General features: G+C 71.7%; 19 protein-coding genes and 1 pseudogene. 8 read left to right on the forward strand and 12 right to left on the reverse strand.

Annotated features, from left to right (window positions below):
* Window positions 1-11: 11 nt before the first annotated feature.
* A complete protein-coding gene (locus IM697_RS25890; protein ID WP_194038504.1) occupies window positions 12-1082 on the reverse strand; it encodes an adenosine deaminase in 1071 nt (356 codons plus the stop codon).
* Between the two features lie 48 nt (window positions 1083-1130).
* The gene (locus IM697_RS25895) at window positions 1131-1517 is read right to left on the reverse strand and encodes a VOC family protein (RefSeq protein ID WP_194038505.1); all 387 of its coding nucleotides are present in this window, start codon (window positions 1515-1517) and stop codon (window positions 1131-1133) included.
* A 134-nt stretch (window positions 1518-1651) separates the two neighbouring features.
* Between IM697_RS25895 and IM697_RS25900 the strand changes: the two genes are divergently transcribed.
* Window positions 1652-2110 carry a pyridoxamine 5'-phosphate oxidase family protein gene (locus IM697_RS25900; RefSeq protein ID WP_194038506.1) on the forward strand — a complete coding sequence of 153 codons (459 nt, stop codon included), beginning with the start codon at window positions 1652-1654 and terminating at the stop codon, window positions 2108-2110.
* A gap of 119 nt (window positions 2111-2229) precedes the next feature.
* On the forward strand, window positions 2230-3216 hold the full coding sequence (gene sph, locus IM697_RS25905; protein ID WP_194038507.1) for a sphingomyelin phosphodiesterase: 987 nt from the start codon (window positions 2230-2232) through the stop codon (window positions 3214-3216).
* Between the two features lie 21 nt (window positions 3217-3237).
* Here the strand turns inward: sph and IM697_RS25910 are convergent, their stop codons facing one another.
* The 4 genes from IM697_RS25910 to IM697_RS25925 form a co-directional block, all read right to left on the reverse strand.
* The gene (locus tag IM697_RS25910; protein WP_194038508.1) at window positions 3238-4143 is read right to left on the reverse strand and encodes an aldo/keto reductase; all 906 of its coding nucleotides are present in this window, start codon (window positions 4141-4143) and stop codon (window positions 3238-3240) included.
* A 39-nt stretch (window positions 4144-4182) separates the two neighbouring features.
* Complete coding sequence (locus IM697_RS25915) at window positions 4183-4893, reverse strand: chitinase (protein WP_194038509.1); 711 nt, start codon at window positions 4891-4893, stop codon at window positions 4183-4185.
* A gap of 228 nt (window positions 4894-5121) precedes the next feature.
* The gene (locus tag IM697_RS25920) at window positions 5122-6315 is read right to left on the reverse strand and encodes an RNA polymerase sigma factor (protein WP_194038510.1); all 1194 of its coding nucleotides are present in this window, start codon (window positions 6313-6315) and stop codon (window positions 5122-5124) included.
* Window positions 6315-6668: a YciI family protein gene (locus IM697_RS25925; RefSeq protein ID WP_194038511.1), complete on the reverse strand. Its 354-nt coding sequence runs from the start codon at window positions 6666-6668 to the stop codon at window positions 6315-6317. The genes IM697_RS25920 and IM697_RS25925 overlap by 1 nt, the downstream gene beginning before the upstream one ends.
* A 235-nt stretch (window positions 6669-6903) precedes the next feature.
* Here IM697_RS25925 and IM697_RS25930 point away from each other — a divergent pair, with 235 nt between their 5' ends.
* A complete protein-coding gene (locus IM697_RS25930; protein ID WP_194038512.1) occupies window positions 6904-7344 on the forward strand; it encodes an SPW repeat protein in 441 nt (146 codons plus the stop codon).
* Between the two features lie 81 nt (window positions 7345-7425).
* Here the strand turns inward: IM697_RS25930 and IM697_RS25935 are convergent, their stop codons facing one another.
* Entirely contained in the window at window positions 7426-8193 is a 768-nt protein-coding gene (locus IM697_RS25935) for an ArsR/SmtB family transcription factor (protein ID WP_194049867.1), read from the reverse strand.
* Window positions 8194-8414: 221 nt separating this feature from the next.
* Between IM697_RS25935 and IM697_RS25940 the strand changes: the two genes are divergently transcribed.
* A complete protein-coding gene (locus IM697_RS25940; protein ID WP_194038513.1) occupies window positions 8415-8834 on the forward strand; it encodes a hypothetical protein in 420 nt (139 codons plus the stop codon).
* Window positions 8835-8863: 29 nt separating this feature from the next.
* Here the strand turns inward: IM697_RS25940 and IM697_RS25945 are convergent, their stop codons facing one another.
* On the reverse strand, window positions 8864-9601 hold the full coding sequence (locus IM697_RS25945; RefSeq protein ID WP_194038514.1) for a phosphotransferase: 738 nt from the start codon (window positions 9599-9601) through the stop codon (window positions 8864-8866).
* Window positions 9602-9672: 71 nt separating this feature from the next.
* Here IM697_RS25945 and IM697_RS25950 point away from each other — a divergent pair, with 71 nt between their 5' ends.
* Both IM697_RS25950 and IM697_RS25955 read left to right on the forward strand, forming a co-directional pair.
* Window positions 9673-10248, forward strand: coding sequence for a nucleoside/nucleotide kinase family protein (locus IM697_RS25950; protein ID WP_194038515.1), 576 nt, complete (start codon window positions 9673-9675; stop codon window positions 10246-10248).
* A gap of 70 nt (window positions 10249-10318) precedes the next feature.
* Window positions 10319-10582: a GlsB/YeaQ/YmgE family stress response membrane protein gene (locus IM697_RS25955; protein ID WP_194038516.1), complete on the forward strand. Its 264-nt coding sequence runs from the start codon at window positions 10319-10321 to the stop codon at window positions 10580-10582.
* 3 nt (window positions 10583-10585) lie between these two features.
* Here the strand turns inward: IM697_RS25955 and IM697_RS25960 are convergent, their stop codons facing one another.
* Complete coding sequence (locus IM697_RS25960; RefSeq protein ID WP_194049868.1) at window positions 10586-11530, reverse strand: NAD-dependent epimerase/dehydratase family protein; 945 nt, start codon at window positions 11528-11530, stop codon at window positions 10586-10588.
* Between the two features lie 60 nt (window positions 11531-11590).
* Window positions 11591-12547 (reverse strand): annotated as a pseudogene (locus tag IM697_RS25965) (NAD-dependent epimerase/dehydratase family protein); the annotation flags it as partial.
* Window positions 12548-12679: 132 nt separating this feature from the next.
* On the opposite strand from IM697_RS25965, the gene IM697_RS25970 reads away from it, so the two are divergent.
* Window positions 12680-13387: a TetR/AcrR family transcriptional regulator gene (locus tag IM697_RS25970; RefSeq protein WP_194038517.1), complete on the forward strand. Its 708-nt coding sequence runs from the start codon at window positions 12680-12682 to the stop codon at window positions 13385-13387.
* A 41-nt stretch (window positions 13388-13428) separates the two neighbouring features.
* Here the strand turns inward: IM697_RS25970 and IM697_RS25975 are convergent, their stop codons facing one another.
* On the reverse strand, window positions 13429-14205 hold the full coding sequence (locus IM697_RS25975; RefSeq protein WP_194038518.1) for a GNAT family N-acetyltransferase: 777 nt from the start codon (window positions 14203-14205) through the stop codon (window positions 13429-13431).
* A gap of 134 nt (window positions 14206-14339) precedes the next feature.
* Between IM697_RS25975 and IM697_RS25980 the strand changes: the two genes are divergently transcribed.
* Window positions 14340-14825 carry a nucleoside deaminase gene (locus tag IM697_RS25980; protein ID WP_194038519.1) on the forward strand — a complete coding sequence of 162 codons (486 nt, stop codon included), beginning with the start codon at window positions 14340-14342 and terminating at the stop codon, window positions 14823-14825.
* A 29-nt stretch (window positions 14826-14854) separates the two neighbouring features.
* Here the strand turns inward: IM697_RS25980 and IM697_RS25985 are convergent, their stop codons facing one another.
* Window positions 14855-15709 carry a GNAT family N-acetyltransferase gene (locus IM697_RS25985; RefSeq protein WP_194038520.1) on the reverse strand — a complete coding sequence of 285 codons (855 nt, stop codon included), beginning with the start codon at window positions 15707-15709 and terminating at the stop codon, window positions 14855-14857.
* Window positions 15710-15882: the final 173 nt, after the last annotated feature.

Below are 15882 nucleotides of genomic sequence, written 5' to 3' on the forward strand. Positions count from 1 at the left end.
CGCGGGCCGCGTCACAGCTCGGCCGCGTACCCCGGCAGGACGACGTCCTCGATGAGGGCCGTGCGCTCGTCGAACGGGATGAACGCGCTCTTGAGGGCGTTCACCGTGACCGTGCGCAGGTCCTCGACGGTCCAGCCGGCCTCCTCGACCAGCAGGGACATCTCCCGGGTCATCGTCGTCCCGGACACCAGACGGTTGTCGGTGTTGAGGGTGACTCTGAAGCCCAGGTCCTTCAGCTCGGTGATCGGGTGCCCGGCTATCGAGGTGGCGGCGCCGGTCTGGAGGTTGGAGGTCGGGCACATCTCCAGCGCGATACGGCGGTCGCGGACCCAGCCCGCGAGCCGGCCCAGCTTGCCCTCCACGATGTCGTCGGTGATGCGCACGCCGTGGCCGATGCGCTGGGCGCCGCAGATCTGCAGGGCCTGGTGGATGCTGGACAGGCCGTCGGCCTCACCGGCGTGGATGGTGAAGGGCACGCTCTCGCGGCGCAGGTGCTCGAAGGCGTCCAGGTGGTCGGCGGCCGGGAAGCCGGCCTCGGCACCGGCGATGTCGAAGCCGACGACACCGGCGTCCCGGAAGGCGACGGCCAGGTCGGCGGCCTCGCGCACCCGGTCGAACATCCGCATGCCGCACAGCAGGGTGCCGACGCGCACCGGGGTGCCGGCGGCCGCGGCCTTCGCCATGCCGGCGGCGAGGCCCTCCTGGACGGTCTCGACGACCTCGGCGAGGGTCAGCCCGCCGGTGGTGTTCAGCTCGGGGGCGTAGCGCACCTCGCCGTAGACGACACCGTCGGCCGCGAGGTCGAGGACGTACTCCTCGGCGGTGCGCAGCAGACCCTCGCGGGTCTGCAGCACGGCGAGGGTGTGCTCGAAGGTGGCGATGTAGCGGACCAGGTCGCCGGAGTTCGCGGCGTCGAAGTACCAGGCGGCGAGCTCGTCCGGGTCGGTGGTGGGCAGGGTGTGGCCGACCGCCTCCGCCAGCTCCACCACGGTGGCGGGGCGCAGACCGCCGTCGAGGTGGTCGTGCAGGACGGCCTTGGGGAGGCGGCGGATCACATCGGCGTCTACGCGCGTAGCGGTCATGGTGCGGTCTTTCCTTGAGCGGGGCGGTTCGAAGCGGCGGGAGGGGCGTCAGGCGGCGGGCTGGAGCAAATCCCAGCGGTTGCCGTACAGGTCCTGGAAGACGGCGACCGAGCCGTAGGGCTCATGCCGGGGCTCCTCCAGGAAGGTCACGCCGGCGGCGAGCATCCGGGCATGGTCGCGGGCGAAGTCGTCGGTGTGCAGGAAGAACCCGACACGGCCGCCGGTCTGGTCACCGACCCGGGCGCGCTGCTCGTCGCCCTTGGCGCGGGCCAGCAGCATCCCGGTGCCCTGGTCGCCGGGCCGGACGACGACCCAGCGGGAGCCGTCCGGGCGCGGGCTGTCCTCGACGAGCCGGAAGCCGAGGGCTTCGGTGTAGAAGCGGATCGCCTCGTCGTAGTCGTCGACGACGAGGGTGACCAGGGCGACGTGTCTCATCGGGGCCTTCCGGGGCAGTCGGTTGACCGGAGAGGTTATACGTAAAACCTCTCCGGCGCCAGTCACGACCGGGACCACGGTCCTACGCCTGCGGCCCGAGGTGCGAAAGACGGTCGGCGACTAGCGTTCCGGCCATGACGATCACGGAAGTGCCACGCAGCCCCGAGCACCGCAAGCGGGACGTGCTGGACCGGCTGGAGCGGGAGACCGACGTCTGGGTGGCCTCGGCGGACGCCGACGGGGTGCCGTGTCTGGTCGCGCTGTGGTTCGTCTGGGACGGCGAGGCCCTCTGGCTGGCCACCCGCCCCGGCAACCCCACGGGCCGCAACCTCCGCGCCGGCCGCCGGACCCGGCTGGCCTTCGGGGACACGCGCGACGTCGTCCTCATCGACGGCGACGTGGAGACCTACGGCAGCGACGAGGTGCCGCCCGCGGCGGCTGAGGCGTTCCGGGCGAAGACCGGCTGGGACCCACGCGGCGACTCGGCGACGTACGCCTACTACCGGGTGCGTCCGCGTGCGGTGCAGGCCTGGCACGAGCAGCGCGAACTACCCCAGCGCCATCTCATGCGGGACGGAATCTGGCTTGTCTGAACAACTTCCATACGTACGCCCCTTCGCCATCCGATTCCCGCACGACTGTTACCTAGGAGTAATCCCTGATGGTTTGATGTGCGGCGCCACTCAACCCCCTTCACCCACAGGGAGATCCAGTGACGCTCTTCGCACATCGTCGTGCACATGGCTCGGCCGTGCTCGCGCTCTCGCTCGCCACCGCAGGCTTGGCGGGCGCAACGCCCGGCGCGTCGGCCGCCGAGCAGACGCCGCCGCTCAAGGTGCTGTCGTACAACGTCTTCCTGTTCAGCAAGGCCCTCTACCCGAACTGGGGTCAGGACCACCGGGCCACCGAGATCTCCAGGGCGCCGTTCGTACAGGGCAATGACGTCATCGTGTTCCAGGAGGCGTTCGACAACTCCTCCTCGGACGCGCTGAAGAGCTCCCTCGCCGACCGCTACCCGTACCAGACGCCGGTCGTCGGACGCACCAGGAGCGGCTGGGACGCCACCGGCGGCGCGTACTCGGCGACGACGCCCGAGGACGGCGGGGTCACGGTCCTGAGCAAGTGGCCCGTCGTGCGCAAGGAGCAGTGGGTCTACAAGGACGCGTGCGGGGCGGACTGGTGGTCCAACAAGGGCTTCGCGTATGTGGTGCTGAACGTGAACGGCACCAAGGTGCACGTCGTCGGCACGCACGCCCAGTCGACGGACCCGGGCTGCGACGCGGGCGAGGCGGCCGCCATGCGCAGCCGTCAGTTCAAGACGATCGACGCGTTCCTGGACGCCAAGAACATCCCGGCGGGCGAGCAGGTGCTGCTCGCCGGTGACCTGAACGTCGACTCGCGTACGCCGGAGTACGCCTCGATGCTCGCCGACGGCGGGCTGGTGGGAGCCGACGCGCGCACCGGGCACCCGTACTCCTTCGACACGCAGGACAACTCCATCGCCCGCGACCGCTACCCCGACGACCCGCGCGAGGACCTGGACCACGTCCTGCACCGCGCGGGTCACGCCCGACCCACGGCCTGGAAGAACGAGGTCGTCAAGGAGCAGAGCGCGCCCTGGACGGTGACCAGCTGGGGCACCGACTACACGTACACGAACCTCTCGGACCACTACCCGGTCACTGGGTACGCGGGCTGAGCGCAGCCGATACGGTCCGGCTCAACCGGCGTGCTCTCGCGCCGCGTTGAGCCGGGCCAGCTCGTCGTCGGTGAGGCGCAGGGCGCCGGCGGCCACGTTCTCGGCCAGGTGCTCGGGATTGCCGGTGCCGGGGATGGCGAGAACGTGCGGGCCCTGATGCAGGGTCCAGGCGATGCGTACCTGGGCGGGGCTCGCGCGGTGCGCCCGGGCCACGGCGAGCACCTCGTCGTCGTGCAGGGCGGTCGCGCCCTGCTCCCCCGCCTCCCCGGCCACGGCGTAGAACGGCACGAAGGCGATGCCCTGCTCGCCGCACAGGCGCAGGAGTTCGTCGGCCTCGGGGTCGGGCCGGTCGAGCGCGTACCGGTTCTGCACGGACACCACGGGCGCGATGGCCTGCGCCTCGGCGAGGTGCCGTGGCTCCACGGACGAGATGCCGAGGTGCCGGATCAGGCCGGCCTCACGCAGCTCGGCCAGCGCGCCGAAGTGCTCGGCGATGGAGTCCTGCCGCATGCGGCGCAGGTAGACGACGTCCAGGTGGTCGCGGCCGAGCTGGCGCAGGTTCTCCTCGACGTGGCCGCGCAGTCGGTCGGGGCGGGCCGAGGTGCCCCAGTCGCCGTGGTAGTCGCGGAAGGGGCCGACCTTGGTGGCGATGACCAGGTCGTCGGGGTACGGCGCCAGCGCGGTGTTGATCAGTTCGTTGGCGGAGCGGAGGGCGGAGAAGTAGAAGGCGGCGGTGTCGATGTGGTCGACGCCCAGCTCGACCGCCTTGCGCAGTACGGCGATCGAGCGTGACCGGTCGCTCGGCGTCCCGTGGTGGAAGGCGGCGCTGCCCGTGAGCCGCATCGCGCCGAAGCCGACGCGGCTGACGGACAGGTCGCCGAGTTTCCAGGTGCCCGCGGCGTCCGCGGTGATCGTTTCGGAGGTCATCGGCGGAGTTTCGCACACACGGGCGGGCGGACAGGGGCTTCAGCAGTAGAGGTTGCCGCCGGGGGCGACACCGAGGACCGAGGTGAACCGCTGGTAGGCGTCGACGCGGCTCTGTACCTGGGCCGGGTTCTTGCCGTCGCATTCCAGTGAGCCGTTGATCGAGCGGATGGTCTGGCCGAAGCCGGCCTGGTTGACCATGGCGTTGTGGGGGGTCATGGTGCCGGGGCCGGTCTGCGTGTTCCAGTACCACAGGCCGGTCTTCCAGGCGACGGCCGACTCGTTCTGCACCCGCCAGGGGTTGTTGAGCAGGTCGATGCCGAGGGCGTCGCCGGCGGCCTTGTAGTTGAAGTTCCAGCTGAGCTGGATGGGGCCGCGGCCGTAGTAGGCGTCCTGGCCCGCGGGGCAGCCGTAGGGCTGGTTGCGGTCGCAGTAGTGGGGGTAGTTGGCGGTGTTCTGCTCGACGATGTGGACCAGTCCGCCGGTCTCGTGGTTGACGTTGGCGAGGAAGGCGGCGGCCTCCTGCTTCTTGACGGTGTCGCTGCCGGTGTTGGCGAAGCCGGGGTAGGCGCTCAGCGCGGCGGTCAGGCCGCTGTAGGTGTAGAAGGGGTTCCGGTTCGGGAACATCTGGTTGAACTGGGCCTCGCTCACCACGAACCCGGCGGCGGACGCGCTCGGGGCGGGCTGGAGGAGCAGCGCGGCGCTTCCCAGGGCGAGCGAGGAGACGAGTGCTGCGGTACGGCGCCTCTTCACAGGATCAACTCCTTTGCGGAGCACGGCCGCACCCGGACAAGGGCAGGGGAGATCAGCACCTTGTGCGCACGCACCGACGGAGTCGGTCACGGCGTGGGGGCGGCCGTGGTGGGGGGTGTGGGGACACACTCAACCGCGTTGGTCTGTACCAGTCAAGGGTGTAGACCAGTCAACCCGCCCCACCGCTCCGGGAGTCGGGGAAACGCCGCCTCGGCAGGACCGTCACCCTCAGGCCTGGATGAGCTCCCGGCGTCGGCGTTCGAGATAGCCGCTCTCCGCCGGGTTCCGCGAGAGCGCGAGGGCGGCGTCGTACGCCCGCACGGCCTCCATGGTCCGGCCCAGACGGCGCAGCAGGTCCGCGCGGACGGCGTGGAAGACGTGGTAGCCGTCGAGTTCCAGCGCGTCCACGAGGTCGAGGGCCTGGGCGGGGCCTTCGGTCTCGGCCACGGCGACGGCCCGGTTCAGGGCCACGACCGGGCTGGGGGCGACGGTCATGAGGTGGTCGTAGAGCTGCCGGATCTGATCCCAGTCCGTGGCCCGCGGGTCCGGTGCGTCGCTGTGCACGGCCTGGATGGCGGCCTGGAGTTGGTACGGCCCCGGCCTGCCCCGGCGCAGACAGCGGCGCACGAGCGTCTGCCCCTCGGCGATCGACTCGCGGTCCCAGCGCGCACGGTCCTGCTCCGGCAGCGGCACGAGCGCGCCGTGCTCGTCCTGCCGCGCGGACCGGCGGGACTCGACGAGGAGCATCAGCGCTAGCAGTCCGGTGACCTCGGGCTCGTCCGGCATGAGTTCGGCCAGCAGCCGGCCGAGCCGTACGGCCTCCGCGCACAGGTCCGCCGCTCCCTCGTACCCCTGGTTGAAGATCAGGTAGACGACGGCCAGCACTCCCGTGAGCCGGTCCAGCAGGTCGGCGTCCCGGGGCACGCGATACGGGATTCCGGCGTTGCGGATCTTCGCCTTCGCCCGCACCAGGCGCTGGGCCATGGTCGGCTCCGGCACCAGGAAGGCCCGCGCGATCTGGGCCGTGGTGAGCCCGCCGAGCAGGCGCAGGGTGAGGGCGACCCGCGCCTGGGCGGAGAGGGCCGGGTGGCAGCAGGTGAAGATGAGCCGGAGCCGTTCGTCGCGCACGGGGCCCTCCTCGGGCGGTGCGTCGGGGGCGTGCAACAGGGCCGCCTGGGCGTGGCGTTCGTCCCGGCCGGCCTCGCGGCGCAGCCGGTCGATGGCGCGGTTGCGGGCGGTGGTGATGATCCAGCCTGCCGGGCTCGGCGGCACACCGGTCCGCGGCCAGCGCCGCAGCGCCGTGGTGAACGCGTCCTGGACCGCTTCCTCGGCGAGGTCGATGTCGCCGAGGAAGCGGACGAGGACGGCGACCGCGCGGCCGTACTCCGCGCGGAAGACGGCCTCGACGTCCGGGGCGTCCATCAGTCGTCGGCTTCGCCCATGAACGGGCGCACCTCGATCGGCAGGGTGGTCGCCAGGGCCAGCCTGCGGCCCCATCCGAGGGCCGCGTCCAGGTCGGGCGCCTTGATGAGGCTGATGCCGCCGAGCATCTCCTTGCCCTCGGCGTACGGTCCGTCGGTGACCAGGACGTCGCCGTCGCGGGGCCGCAGCACGGTGGAGGACTCCGGGCCGTGCAGTCCCCCGGCGAACACCCAGGCGCCCGCCTCGCGCAGCTCCCGGTTGAGGACGTCGAGGTTCTTCTCGATCTCGCCGAGGACCTCCGGGGCGGGCGGCTCCCCGACCGGCTGCATCACGTTGAGCAGGTAGTACTTCATCACGGCCTCCTCGGGCCTCGTGGTGGTCTCTCACCTCCTACACGAACGGCCCGGCCCTGGATCGACACCCGTACGCGGGTGCCGGGAGAAATTTCCGGAGAGTTCCTCCGCTTACATCGTCATGAACCCGTCGACCTCTACACATAAGGAAGAAATAAGCGCAGAATGACCGTAGGCGCGCTTACCGCATACCGCACCAGACGCGGTCAGGCCTGCGAGTCAAAGGAGACGAGTCATGGCCAACGTGCAGCCCACCAGAGGTGACATAACCGCCCACCCCGATGTAACCGAAATGCGGGACCGCTACGCCCGCATGCTCGGCGGTCGTGATGTGACGCTGCTGGACGGACCGGTGTTCCTGCTCGGTCTGTACTGCGCGGTGTCCCCCTGGATACTCCACTACACGACGAGCCAGCCCCCGCTCGTGACGCACAACCTGGTCGTGGGAATCGCGATCGGGCTGCTGGCCCTCGGATTCACCCGGGCTCCGGAACGCATGTACGGCCTGAGCTGGGCCTGCTCCGCGATCGGCGTCTGGATGATCATCGCGCCGTGGGTCGTCGGGGACAGCCCGGACGCGGGCGTCGTGGTGAACAACATCATCATCGGCGCGCTTGCCGTGATCCTGGGGCTGATGTGCGCCGGAACGGCGGCGAGGAGCACCTCGAGGCCGTAGCGGCGACCGGAGAGGAGCGCACGAAGGCCGGTCCGCACCCGCGGACCGGCCTTTCCCCCGCCCACACCTCGGCGGGGCCGTTCAGCGGGCCGGCATCAGCCACGGCTCCTGGGGCAGCACATGACCGGTCTCCAGGAGCGACTTGAGGTTGGACAGCACCGCGGGCCACCCGGACGACACGTCGGCGCGCTCGCTCTCGTCCGCCAGGTCCTCGTGTGTCACGGTGAGCCGGACGATATCGGCGTGCCGCTGGATGTCGAAGGTGACCCGGGAGTACTTGTCCTCCTGCCCCTCCTCGTCCGGCGCCGCCCAGGTGGTGACCAGACGCGTGGGGCGCTCGCTCTCCACGACGGTGCCGACCACGTCGGCGATGCCCGAGCCGTCCGTACGGACGTGTTCCCAGCGGGAGCCGGGCCGCCAGTCCGAGACGTTGCGGTGGCCCCAGTAGGCGGCGGTCAGGTCGGCGTCGGTGAGGGCGTCCCAGACCTTCTCGGGGGTGCTCTCGATGTAGGTGACGTAGACGAATGCGGGCTTGTCGGTCATGGCTTCCTCGGCTCGTCGTTTCACGGCCCCGAGCACACGCAGGCGCGGGCGCTCGAACTTGTCGATCCACCGCTCCTGGATCTCGTGGAGCGGGACCGGATTGAGGTAGTGCAGCTTCTCCCGCCCCCGCCGCACCGTGCTGACCAGGTTGGCGGCCTCCAGGACCCCCAGATGCTGGGTCACCGACTGACGCGCCATGTCGATACGCGCGCACAGCTCCCCCAGCGTCTGCCCGTTGTCCTCGTGCAGCCGGTCCAGGAGCCGTCTGCGCGTCTCGTCGGACAGCGCCTTGAAGACCTTGTCCATCGCGGGGTCGCCACTGTCTGATCGCACACTCAACGTTATGCAGGTAATTACCTGCATGTCAACGGCAGCGATTTGCGATTTATCCACTTTGAGCTGCACACGAAGAATGACTGTTGCACGGCCTATCGGTGCTCTTGATGGACGGTCCGTAGCTTCGAACACGTCGGAACGAACCCCACCGAAGGAACCACCCCCTGACCCAGCAAGCCGAGGCCAAGCGCATGTACGTGACGACGGTGAAGCTCGCGGACCAGGTCAGCCGGGCCGAGGGCGTGCAGTACGGGACCCTCTACACCCAGGGCGCGCCCACACAGGCCCAGCACAACGGACTGCACGTCACCCTCCGGCCGAACGGCGAGGTCACCTCCTGGATCGAGCGGGCGAAGCCCGAGCCCAAGGCCAAGCCGGCCGTCGAGCGCGTCCTGATCGGCACGGCGACGCTGGCGGACGGGTCGACGACGGCGAAGATCCACCGGCTCGCGGACGACCACTACGAGGCCGACGTCTTCGCCAACGGCACCCGGCTCGACACCCTCGTCGCCGCCGGCCACCCCGCGTACGGCGAGCACAACGGCCTGCGCGTCGCCCTCCACCCGGACGGCGAACTGACCTCCTGGGTCGACCCCACCCCGATGCCCTGACGCCGGCCGCCCGTCACGCGCGCACGGCGTCAGCTCAGGAACACCCCCAGCTCACGCCGGTGTTCAGCGGTCCACGCGTAGGCGTCGCGCACCTCGTCCACGGCTCCCCGGTCCCGCAGTCCCACCATGGCCGGCTCGCCCCGCGCGGCGCCCCCCTCGATGCCCCGCCGGCAGCGGTCCTGCCACCACAGGATCGCGTCGACGATCCCCTCGCCGCCGTACGGCCCGTACGCGTCGCAGATGAGCGCGATGCGCCGCGCCGTCTCGGACACCCGGGTGACGCCGGGCCCGAGGTCCAGGTACTGCCAGCACACATGGGCGAGGTCATGGATGCGCTCGCCGGGCGCGGCGAGGTCCCAGTCGACGAAGGCGGTCGGCCACCAGTCGGCGCCCTCCACCGTGTACACCGTGTTCTTGGGCGCGAGATCGTTGTGGCACACGACGTCCCGGTCGCCGGCCAGCGGTGTTCCGTGCGTCATGTCGTGGACGGCGCGGACGAGTCGGGCCACCCGCACCAGCGCCGCGTCCGTGCCCGCCGCGGCCCGCTCCCGCGCCGTGACGGCCGCCCGCCCCTCCAGGTAGCCCAGCACCTCCCGCCCCTGCTCGTCCGTCCCGATGTAGCGCGGGGCCCCCTCCCACCCCCGTGACTCGAAGAGCGCGAGCAACTCCCGCACATACTCCGACCGTTCGGACGGTCTGCGCCGCACGGTCGTCCCGACCCGCACCACCTTGCCGACGGCTCCACCGCCGAGTACCTGCTCGGCCATCCGCACCTCCACTGATCGACGGGCGCCGAAACCACTCGCCAAGCATGCCCGTACCCGGGCACGCTGCCCGTATGGATCAGGCGGAGGCACTGCTCATCGGGGGACGGGCCGGGGTCGGCAAGACGACGGTCGGCTGGGAGGTCTCGGCACGGCTGCGGGCCGCGCGGGTGGCGCACGCGGTGATCGACGGCGACTTCATGGGCGCCGTCCATCCGGCACCGCCCGGCGACGCGCACCGGGCCGACATCACGGCACGGAACCTGGCCGCCATGTGGGGAAATTACGCGGGGCTCGGATACCGGCGCCTCGTCTACACGAACACCGCGAGCGTGCTCGACACGTCCGCGCCCGTCTTCCGCGCGGCCATGGGTGACGACGTGCGGCTGGTACGGGTCCTGCTGACCGCCACCGACGCGACGGCCGAACAGCGGCTCGCCGGGCGCGAGCTCGGCTCCGAGCTGGAGCACGAGATGCACAGCAGTGCGCGCAAGGCGCGTCTCCTGGACGAACACGCGCCCGCCGACGTGCTGCGCGTGGTGACCGACGGCCGTACCGTGATCGACATCGCCGCGCAGGTCGTGGCCGCCACCGGATGGGTCGTGGACGGCTCCGCGACGGCGACCGGCCCGGTGTCGACCGCCGGTTGAAGCGGAACGGACTGTCCCTGTCTCCACGGGGAACCCGGACTGCCGCGGGGACAGGAGGAAGAGGGTCGAAATGGAGATCTCGGGCATCATCAGCGCCATTGTGATCGGCATCGTCATCGGTGTGCTCGGACGACTCGTGATTCCGGGCCGTCAGCGCATCGGCGTCCTGTGGACGATCCTCGTCGGCATCGTGGCCGCGCTGCTCGGCTCGGCGATCGCGGCCGGCTTCGACGTGGCGGACACCGACGGTGTCGACTGGGTCGAGTGGCTCATCCAGATCGGCCTCGCCGCACTGGGCGTCGCCGCACTGGACCGGGCGAGGGCGCGCCGCTGACGATCAGGTGAGTGCCCCGGCGGCCCGCATCGCGGCGAGGCCGTCGCGGGCCGCCGGGTGGACGGGCGTCCAGCCGAGTTCGCGTTCCGCCTTCGCGGTGGACACGCGCAGCGTCGTCGACATCATCGTGTGCGCGTATGACATGGGCCGCATCAGCCACAGCGGCACGGTCATCGGCTTCGGCAGCCCGAACCCCTCGGCCACGCACCGCACATGTGCCCCGAACCCCAGCGGAGCCCGGTCGGCGATGTTGTACGCCTGGCCGGGGCGCCCTCGTTCGACGGCGGCGACCACCGCGCGGGCGGCGTCGGTGAGCTCGATCCAGGGCAGCACCCGGCCGTGGTCGGCGGGGACGGGCAGTTGCCGCTTGCGCAGCATCGACAGGAGGGCGTCGGTGCCGCCCGGGCCGTAGAACAGACCGAAGCGGAGCGCGATGCCCTCCAGGCCCGAGGCGCCGAAAGTGAGTTGCTCCTTGATGCGCATCGCCGCGATGTGGGCCTCCAGCTCCGGGGAGCGGCCGCGCGGGCCGAAGGGGCCGTCCTCGTCGATCACCTGGTCGCCGTGGTCGCCGTAGCCGTATCCGAAGACCATCGACTCCGACACGAGGCGCCGGGCGCCGGTGGCCCGTGCGGCCTCGATCAGGTGGACGGTTCCGTCGGTGCGCAGCGCGTTGGTGGCGTGCATGTCGCGGTGGCGCATGGGCGACTTGCGCAGGGCGGTCGCGGCGTGGATCACGGTGTCGAAGCGGTGGCCGTCGACGGCGCGCAGGAGGGCGTCGCGGTCCAACAGGTCGGCCTGGATGTCGTTGCGCGGGCCACGGCCGAGCCCGGTGACCTCGTGGCCCGCCTCGGTCAGGGCGCGGGTGATGTGCCGGCCGAGGACACCGCCGGCGCCCGCGAGGAGGACGGTCCGGCTGCGGCCGCTGTCGTCTGTGTGGTTCGTCGTCATGCGAGTGCGACGAGCGGGCCGGGCCCGGATGTGACATCCCGGCCGCACCGGCACGGGCCACCGTCCCGCGAGCAGCCCCTCGTACCAGGTCACGGTGGCGTCGACCGTCTCCACCAGTGGGGTGGGCGTGGCGCCGAAGGCCTGCTCGAAGGCCGAGGAGTCCATGATCTGGGGCTCGGTGTGCTGGTAGAACATCTCGGCGTACTCGGCCATGAACCGCTCGTCGAACGGGCCGAAGGGCCGGGGCTCGGGAAGGACCACGACGTTCAGCGCCTTCCCGACCCGCTTCTCGATCATCCGGTGGATCTCGCGGGTGCTGACGGCGGGCGCGGTCGGCAGATGCCAGACCCGTCCGTCACCCTCCGGGCGCTCGCCGAGGGTGGCGAGCCCCGCGGCCACGTCCTCGATGTTGGTGTAGCTGTGCGGCAGGTCGATGTCACCGAGCCCCAGCACCTCCGTGCCGGTGAGCGCGCCCGGGAAGACGGCCCCGCCGAGGGAGGAGTTGAGCACGCCGGGTCCGACGAAGTCGGCGGAGCGGGCGAGGACCACCCGGGCACGGCCGGCACGGTGTGCCGCTAGGTACTTCTCGTCCAGTTCGGCACGCATCCGCCCCTTGCGGCTGGTCGCGTTCCACGGGGAGTCCTCGGTCATCACCGCGCCCCCGGTCTCGCCGTACGGGTAGAGCGTGTCGAGTACGACCAGCCGCGCCCCGGCGGCCTCCACGGCGCCGAGGATCGCGTCCTGAACGCGGGGCATCACCTCGACCTGGAGGTGATAGCCGACGTTGACGGCGTGATACACGACGGCGGCTCCGGCCATGGCCGCTCCCGCGCCCTCCGCCGTGCTCACGTCGGCGGCGACCCGCTCCACCCCGTCGATCGCGGGCCCTTCGCCCTTGCGGTCGACGAGGCGCACGGGGTGGCCGCGGCGCACGAGTTCCCGGGCGAGGGCGGTTCCGGCGGGACCGGAGCCGAGTACGGCGTGCAGGGAGCGGGGGGCGTTGGCGGTGGCGCTCATGACGGCCTCATCTCTAGGTCGGTTACTGACTATCACTTATGTTAGATACAGTAACTCTTTCGATAGGTCATAGCAAGAGTGGGGCAGCCGGGCTCTCGTTAAGGTGTGTCGCGATACCGAGGAGGAGCCGTCGTGACCAGCAGTGCGCAGACCCCGCGAGCGCGTTACCGCGAGCAGACCCGGGCGGAGATCAAGGAGATCGCGCTCCGGCAACTGGCCGAGGGCGGCACGGAGGGGGTGGCCCTCACCCGGATCGCCAAGGAGGTGGGGCTCTCGGGGCCCGCCCTCTACCGCTACTTCGACTCCCGCGACGCGCTGCTGACGGATCTCATCCGCGACGCGTACGCCGACCTGGCGGCGGCCGTCTCGGCGGCGGCCGGCGCGCTGGCGCCGGACACGTCACCGCGAGCGCGGCTGCGGTCCCTCGCGGCGGCGTGCCGGGGCTGGGCCGTCGAGCAGCCGCACCGGTACCTGCTCATCGAGGGCACGCCGGTGCCCGGCTACGACGCACCCCCGGACACGGTCGACAGCGCGCGGGCGGTGCTCGGGCCGTTCCTGCCGGCGTTCGACGGAGCCGAGCCGTCTGGGGCCGTGCGGCCCGTGGTGGAGCAGATGACGGCCTGGGCGGAACGGGACGCGGCCGTCGCGCAGTGGGCGCGCGGGGAGGTGTCGGCGCGGTCGGAAGGGGTCGCGCTGGCCGGGGCGGTGCTCGCCTGGTCCCATATGCACGGGGCGATCGGGCTGGAGGTGTCGGGCCAGTTCGAGGGCATGGGCCATGACGGGAGCACGCTGCTCACGGCCCAGATCGACTCGCTGGCGGACGCGTTCGGGCTCGGCTGAGGGCGGGCCGGTCCGCCAGGGGCTGCACCCGGGACTCGTCCCTACGGCGTGTACACGTAAGGCGTGGTGGTGGTCAGCGGTTCGAAGCCGAGCCGTTCGAGGATGGGCCGGCTCGCGCTCATGGCGTCGACCTGGAGATACCGGTAGCCACGCGCCGCGGCGGCCCGGGCGCGGTGGGCGACCAGCGCACGGTAGATGCCCCGGCCGCGCCAGCCCTCGACGGTCCCGCCGCCCCACAGCCCGGCGAACCGCGTGCCCGGCACGAGCTCCATCCGGGCGGCGCTGACCGGAGTGTCTCCGGCCAGGGCGACGACCGCGACCACGGTGTCCGCGTCGGCCGTGAGCTGGGCGAGCAACTGATGCCGGAGCCGGGAGCCGTCGGTGCCGAAGGCCTTCTCGTGCACCTCGGCGACGAGGTCGACGCCGGCCCGGTCGGTCACGGGGACGATGCGGATGCCGTCCGGCGGCTCGGCGTCCAGGTTCAGGTCGGCGGCCTCGCCGATCATCAGCGTCTCCTCGGGCTGGGGCGTGAAGCCCGCGCCCCTGAGCCGCCGTCCGAGGTCCACGGGGAGGTCGTGGCCGTAGAGCTTCCACTCGAACGCGAGCCCGAGCCCGCAGAAGTGGGCGATCTGTTCGGCGATCGCCGCGTCGGCGCCGGCCTCGTCCCGGTCGGACCAGACGACGCCGTTCCAGCCGTGCGCGGACGACACCTGGCGGACGACCCCGCCCACCCGCTCGACCAGCGCGTCGGGGCCGTCCGGCCGCGCGCCTTCCCGTAGATCCCGGTCGAAGAGGGCGAGCACCCCGGCATGATCCATGGGATCACTCCAGCACCGCGCCGCCGCCGGAGCAAGGCCTTTACGGCCCGGCCGCATCTTCCCGGCCGTCCGGGCGTGCGTCGGCGAGCATGGGCCGCGCACGGAGAATCGCGCCGCCGAAAGGGCCGTACACCATGGTCGTGAAGGACATCGAACTGCCGCACCTGCGCCGCTGCGTCGCGCTCGCGACCGAGGCGCTGGAGGCCGGGGACGAGCCGTTCGGCTCGGTTCTGGTGGGGGCGGACGGCGAGGCGCTCGCCGAGGACCACAACCGGGTGGCCTCCGGCGACCGCACCCGGCACCCGGAGTTCGAGCTGGCACGCTGGTCCGCCGCCCATATGTCGCCCGAGGAGCGGGCCGCCGCGACGGTGTACACCTCCGGCGAGCACTGCCCGATGTGCGCGGCCGCGCACGCGTGGGTGGGCCTGGGACGCATCGTGTACGTCACCTCGTCGCAGCAACTGAGCGGCTGGCTTGCCGAGTTGGGCGTGCCCGCGCCACCGGTACGGACCCTGCCGATCCAGGAGGTCGCGCCGGGCGTGACCGTGGAGGGCCCGGTGCCCGAGCTGACGGCGGACGTCCGCGCACTGCACTTCCGCTTCCACCGGCGCACGGGCTGACGCGCGGCCGCCTGACCGCCCGGACCTCGCTAGCCCAGCTCCAGCGTGGCCACGCCGAAGACGCGCTCCTGCGCGTACGGCCGCACCGGCCCCGTGTACATGCGGGCGGTCTCGAAGGAGGGCGTGAAGCCGGCCTCCTCGGCGAGGGCGACGCCCGCCGGGTTGTTCTCGGGCACGTCGATCGCCACCGCGCGGCCGGCCGCCTCGGCGGTCAGGGCGGTGAAGACGGCCCGCGCGTCCTCGGGGGTGTCCGCGAAGAGCGGGCCGATGCGCGGGCAGTCGTGGCCCGGGCGGATCACGCCGTAGCCGGTGACGCGATCGCCGGTGCGGCGGACGACGGCCCGGTGACCGGGGCCGGTGAGCCAGTGCGCGAGGAAGCGGGGGCGGTCGGCGGGCGTGCAGGCGCCGTCGTAGGCGGTGATGTCCTCGACGTCCTCGGGGCGAACGGCCCGCACGTCCGCCGGGGCGGGGACGGCGGGTGCGGTTCCGGTGTACCGGAAGGTGCGGTGGGCGAACTCGAAGCCGGAGCGGCGGTAGTTGTCCTGCTGGGCGACGACTCCGTCGAGGCCCACCGTACGGTTCTCCGCGTGCGCCAGCGCGGTCTTCCAGGTGGCGCGGCCGTAGCCGCGGCCGCGCAGGTCGGGGCGGACCAGGTACCAGCCGAGGAACGCGTAGTCGGACCCGTAGTTGACCACGGAGATCGCCGAGACGGGTTCGCCGTCGATCCGGCCGAGGAAGAAGCCCTCGGGGTCCTGGGCGAAAAAGGCCGCGCTGTCCGCGAGTCCCGGGTTCCAGCCCTCGTCGACGGCCCATCCCCGGACGACCGGCCAGTCGTCGAGGCCGGCCTGCGTGATGACGAGGTCTTCGGGGGCCGATGCGGCCATGAACGCGCTCCGTTCCGTCGGGGGTGCGCGCGGGTGATCCACCGCGCACGCAGCATCCTCGCGGATCACGCGGGAGGGCGTCACGGCATGATCAAGCCGTTGCCGCGCCCCGCGGGTGACGCGCCGGACGGATGTTCACACGGTGCCGTACCGCGTCGTACGACAGTCGTACG

The organism is Streptomyces ferrugineus, assembly GCF_015160855.1.
GTDB classification, from domain to species: Bacteria; Actinomycetota; Actinomycetes; order Streptomycetales; family Streptomycetaceae; genus Streptomyces; species Streptomyces ferrugineus.

Excerpts from the sequence above, each read along its gene's own strand:
- IM697_RS25890 (WP_194038504.1), bottom strand. The coding sequence starts at position 1,082 with ATGACCGCTACGCGCGTAGACGCCGATGTGATCCGCCGCCTCCCCAAG.
- IM697_RS25895 (WP_194038505.1), bottom strand. The coding sequence starts at position 1,517 with ATGAGACACGTCGCCCTGGTCACCCTCGTCGTCGACGACTACGACGAG.
- IM697_RS25900 (WP_194038506.1), top strand. The coding sequence starts at position 1,652 with ATGACGATCACGGAAGTGCCACGCAGCCCCGAGCACCGCAAGCGGGAC.
- IM697_RS25910 (WP_194038508.1), bottom strand. The coding sequence starts at position 4,143 with ATGACCTCCGAAACGATCACCGCGGACGCCGCGGGCACCTGGAAACTC.
- IM697_RS25920 (WP_194038510.1), bottom strand. The coding sequence starts at position 6,315 with ATGGACGCCCCGGACGTCGAGGCCGTCTTCCGCGCGGAGTACGGCCGC.
- IM697_RS25925 (WP_194038511.1), bottom strand. The coding sequence starts at position 6,668 with ATGAAGTACTACCTGCTCAACGTGATGCAGCCGGTCGGGGAGCCGCCC.
- IM697_RS25930 (WP_194038512.1), top strand. The coding sequence starts at position 6,904 with ATGGCCAACGTGCAGCCCACCAGAGGTGACATAACCGCCCACCCCGAT.
- IM697_RS25935 (WP_194049867.1), bottom strand. The coding sequence starts at position 8,193 with ATGGACAAGGTCTTCAAGGCGCTGTCCGACGAGACGCGCAGACGGCTC.
- IM697_RS25940 (WP_194038513.1), top strand. The coding sequence starts at position 8,415 with ATGTACGTGACGACGGTGAAGCTCGCGGACCAGGTCAGCCGGGCCGAG.
- IM697_RS25945 (WP_194038514.1), bottom strand. The coding sequence starts at position 9,601 with ATGGCCGAGCAGGTACTCGGCGGTGGAGCCGTCGGCAAGGTGGTGCGG.
- IM697_RS25950 (WP_194038515.1), top strand. The coding sequence starts at position 9,673 with ATGGATCAGGCGGAGGCACTGCTCATCGGGGGACGGGCCGGGGTCGGC.
- IM697_RS25955 (WP_194038516.1), top strand. The coding sequence starts at position 10,319 with ATGGAGATCTCGGGCATCATCAGCGCCATTGTGATCGGCATCGTCATC.
- IM697_RS25960 (WP_194049868.1), bottom strand. The coding sequence starts at position 11,530 with ATGACGACGAACCACACAGACGACAGCGGCCGCAGCCGGACCGTCCTC.
- IM697_RS25975 (WP_194038518.1), bottom strand. The coding sequence starts at position 14,205 with ATGGATCATGCCGGGGTGCTCGCCCTCTTCGACCGGGATCTACGGGAA.
- IM697_RS25980 (WP_194038519.1), top strand. The coding sequence starts at position 14,340 with ATGGTCGTGAAGGACATCGAACTGCCGCACCTGCGCCGCTGCGTCGCG.
- IM697_RS25985 (WP_194038520.1), bottom strand. The coding sequence starts at position 15,709 with ATGGCCGCATCGGCCCCCGAAGACCTCGTCATCACGCAGGCCGGCCTC.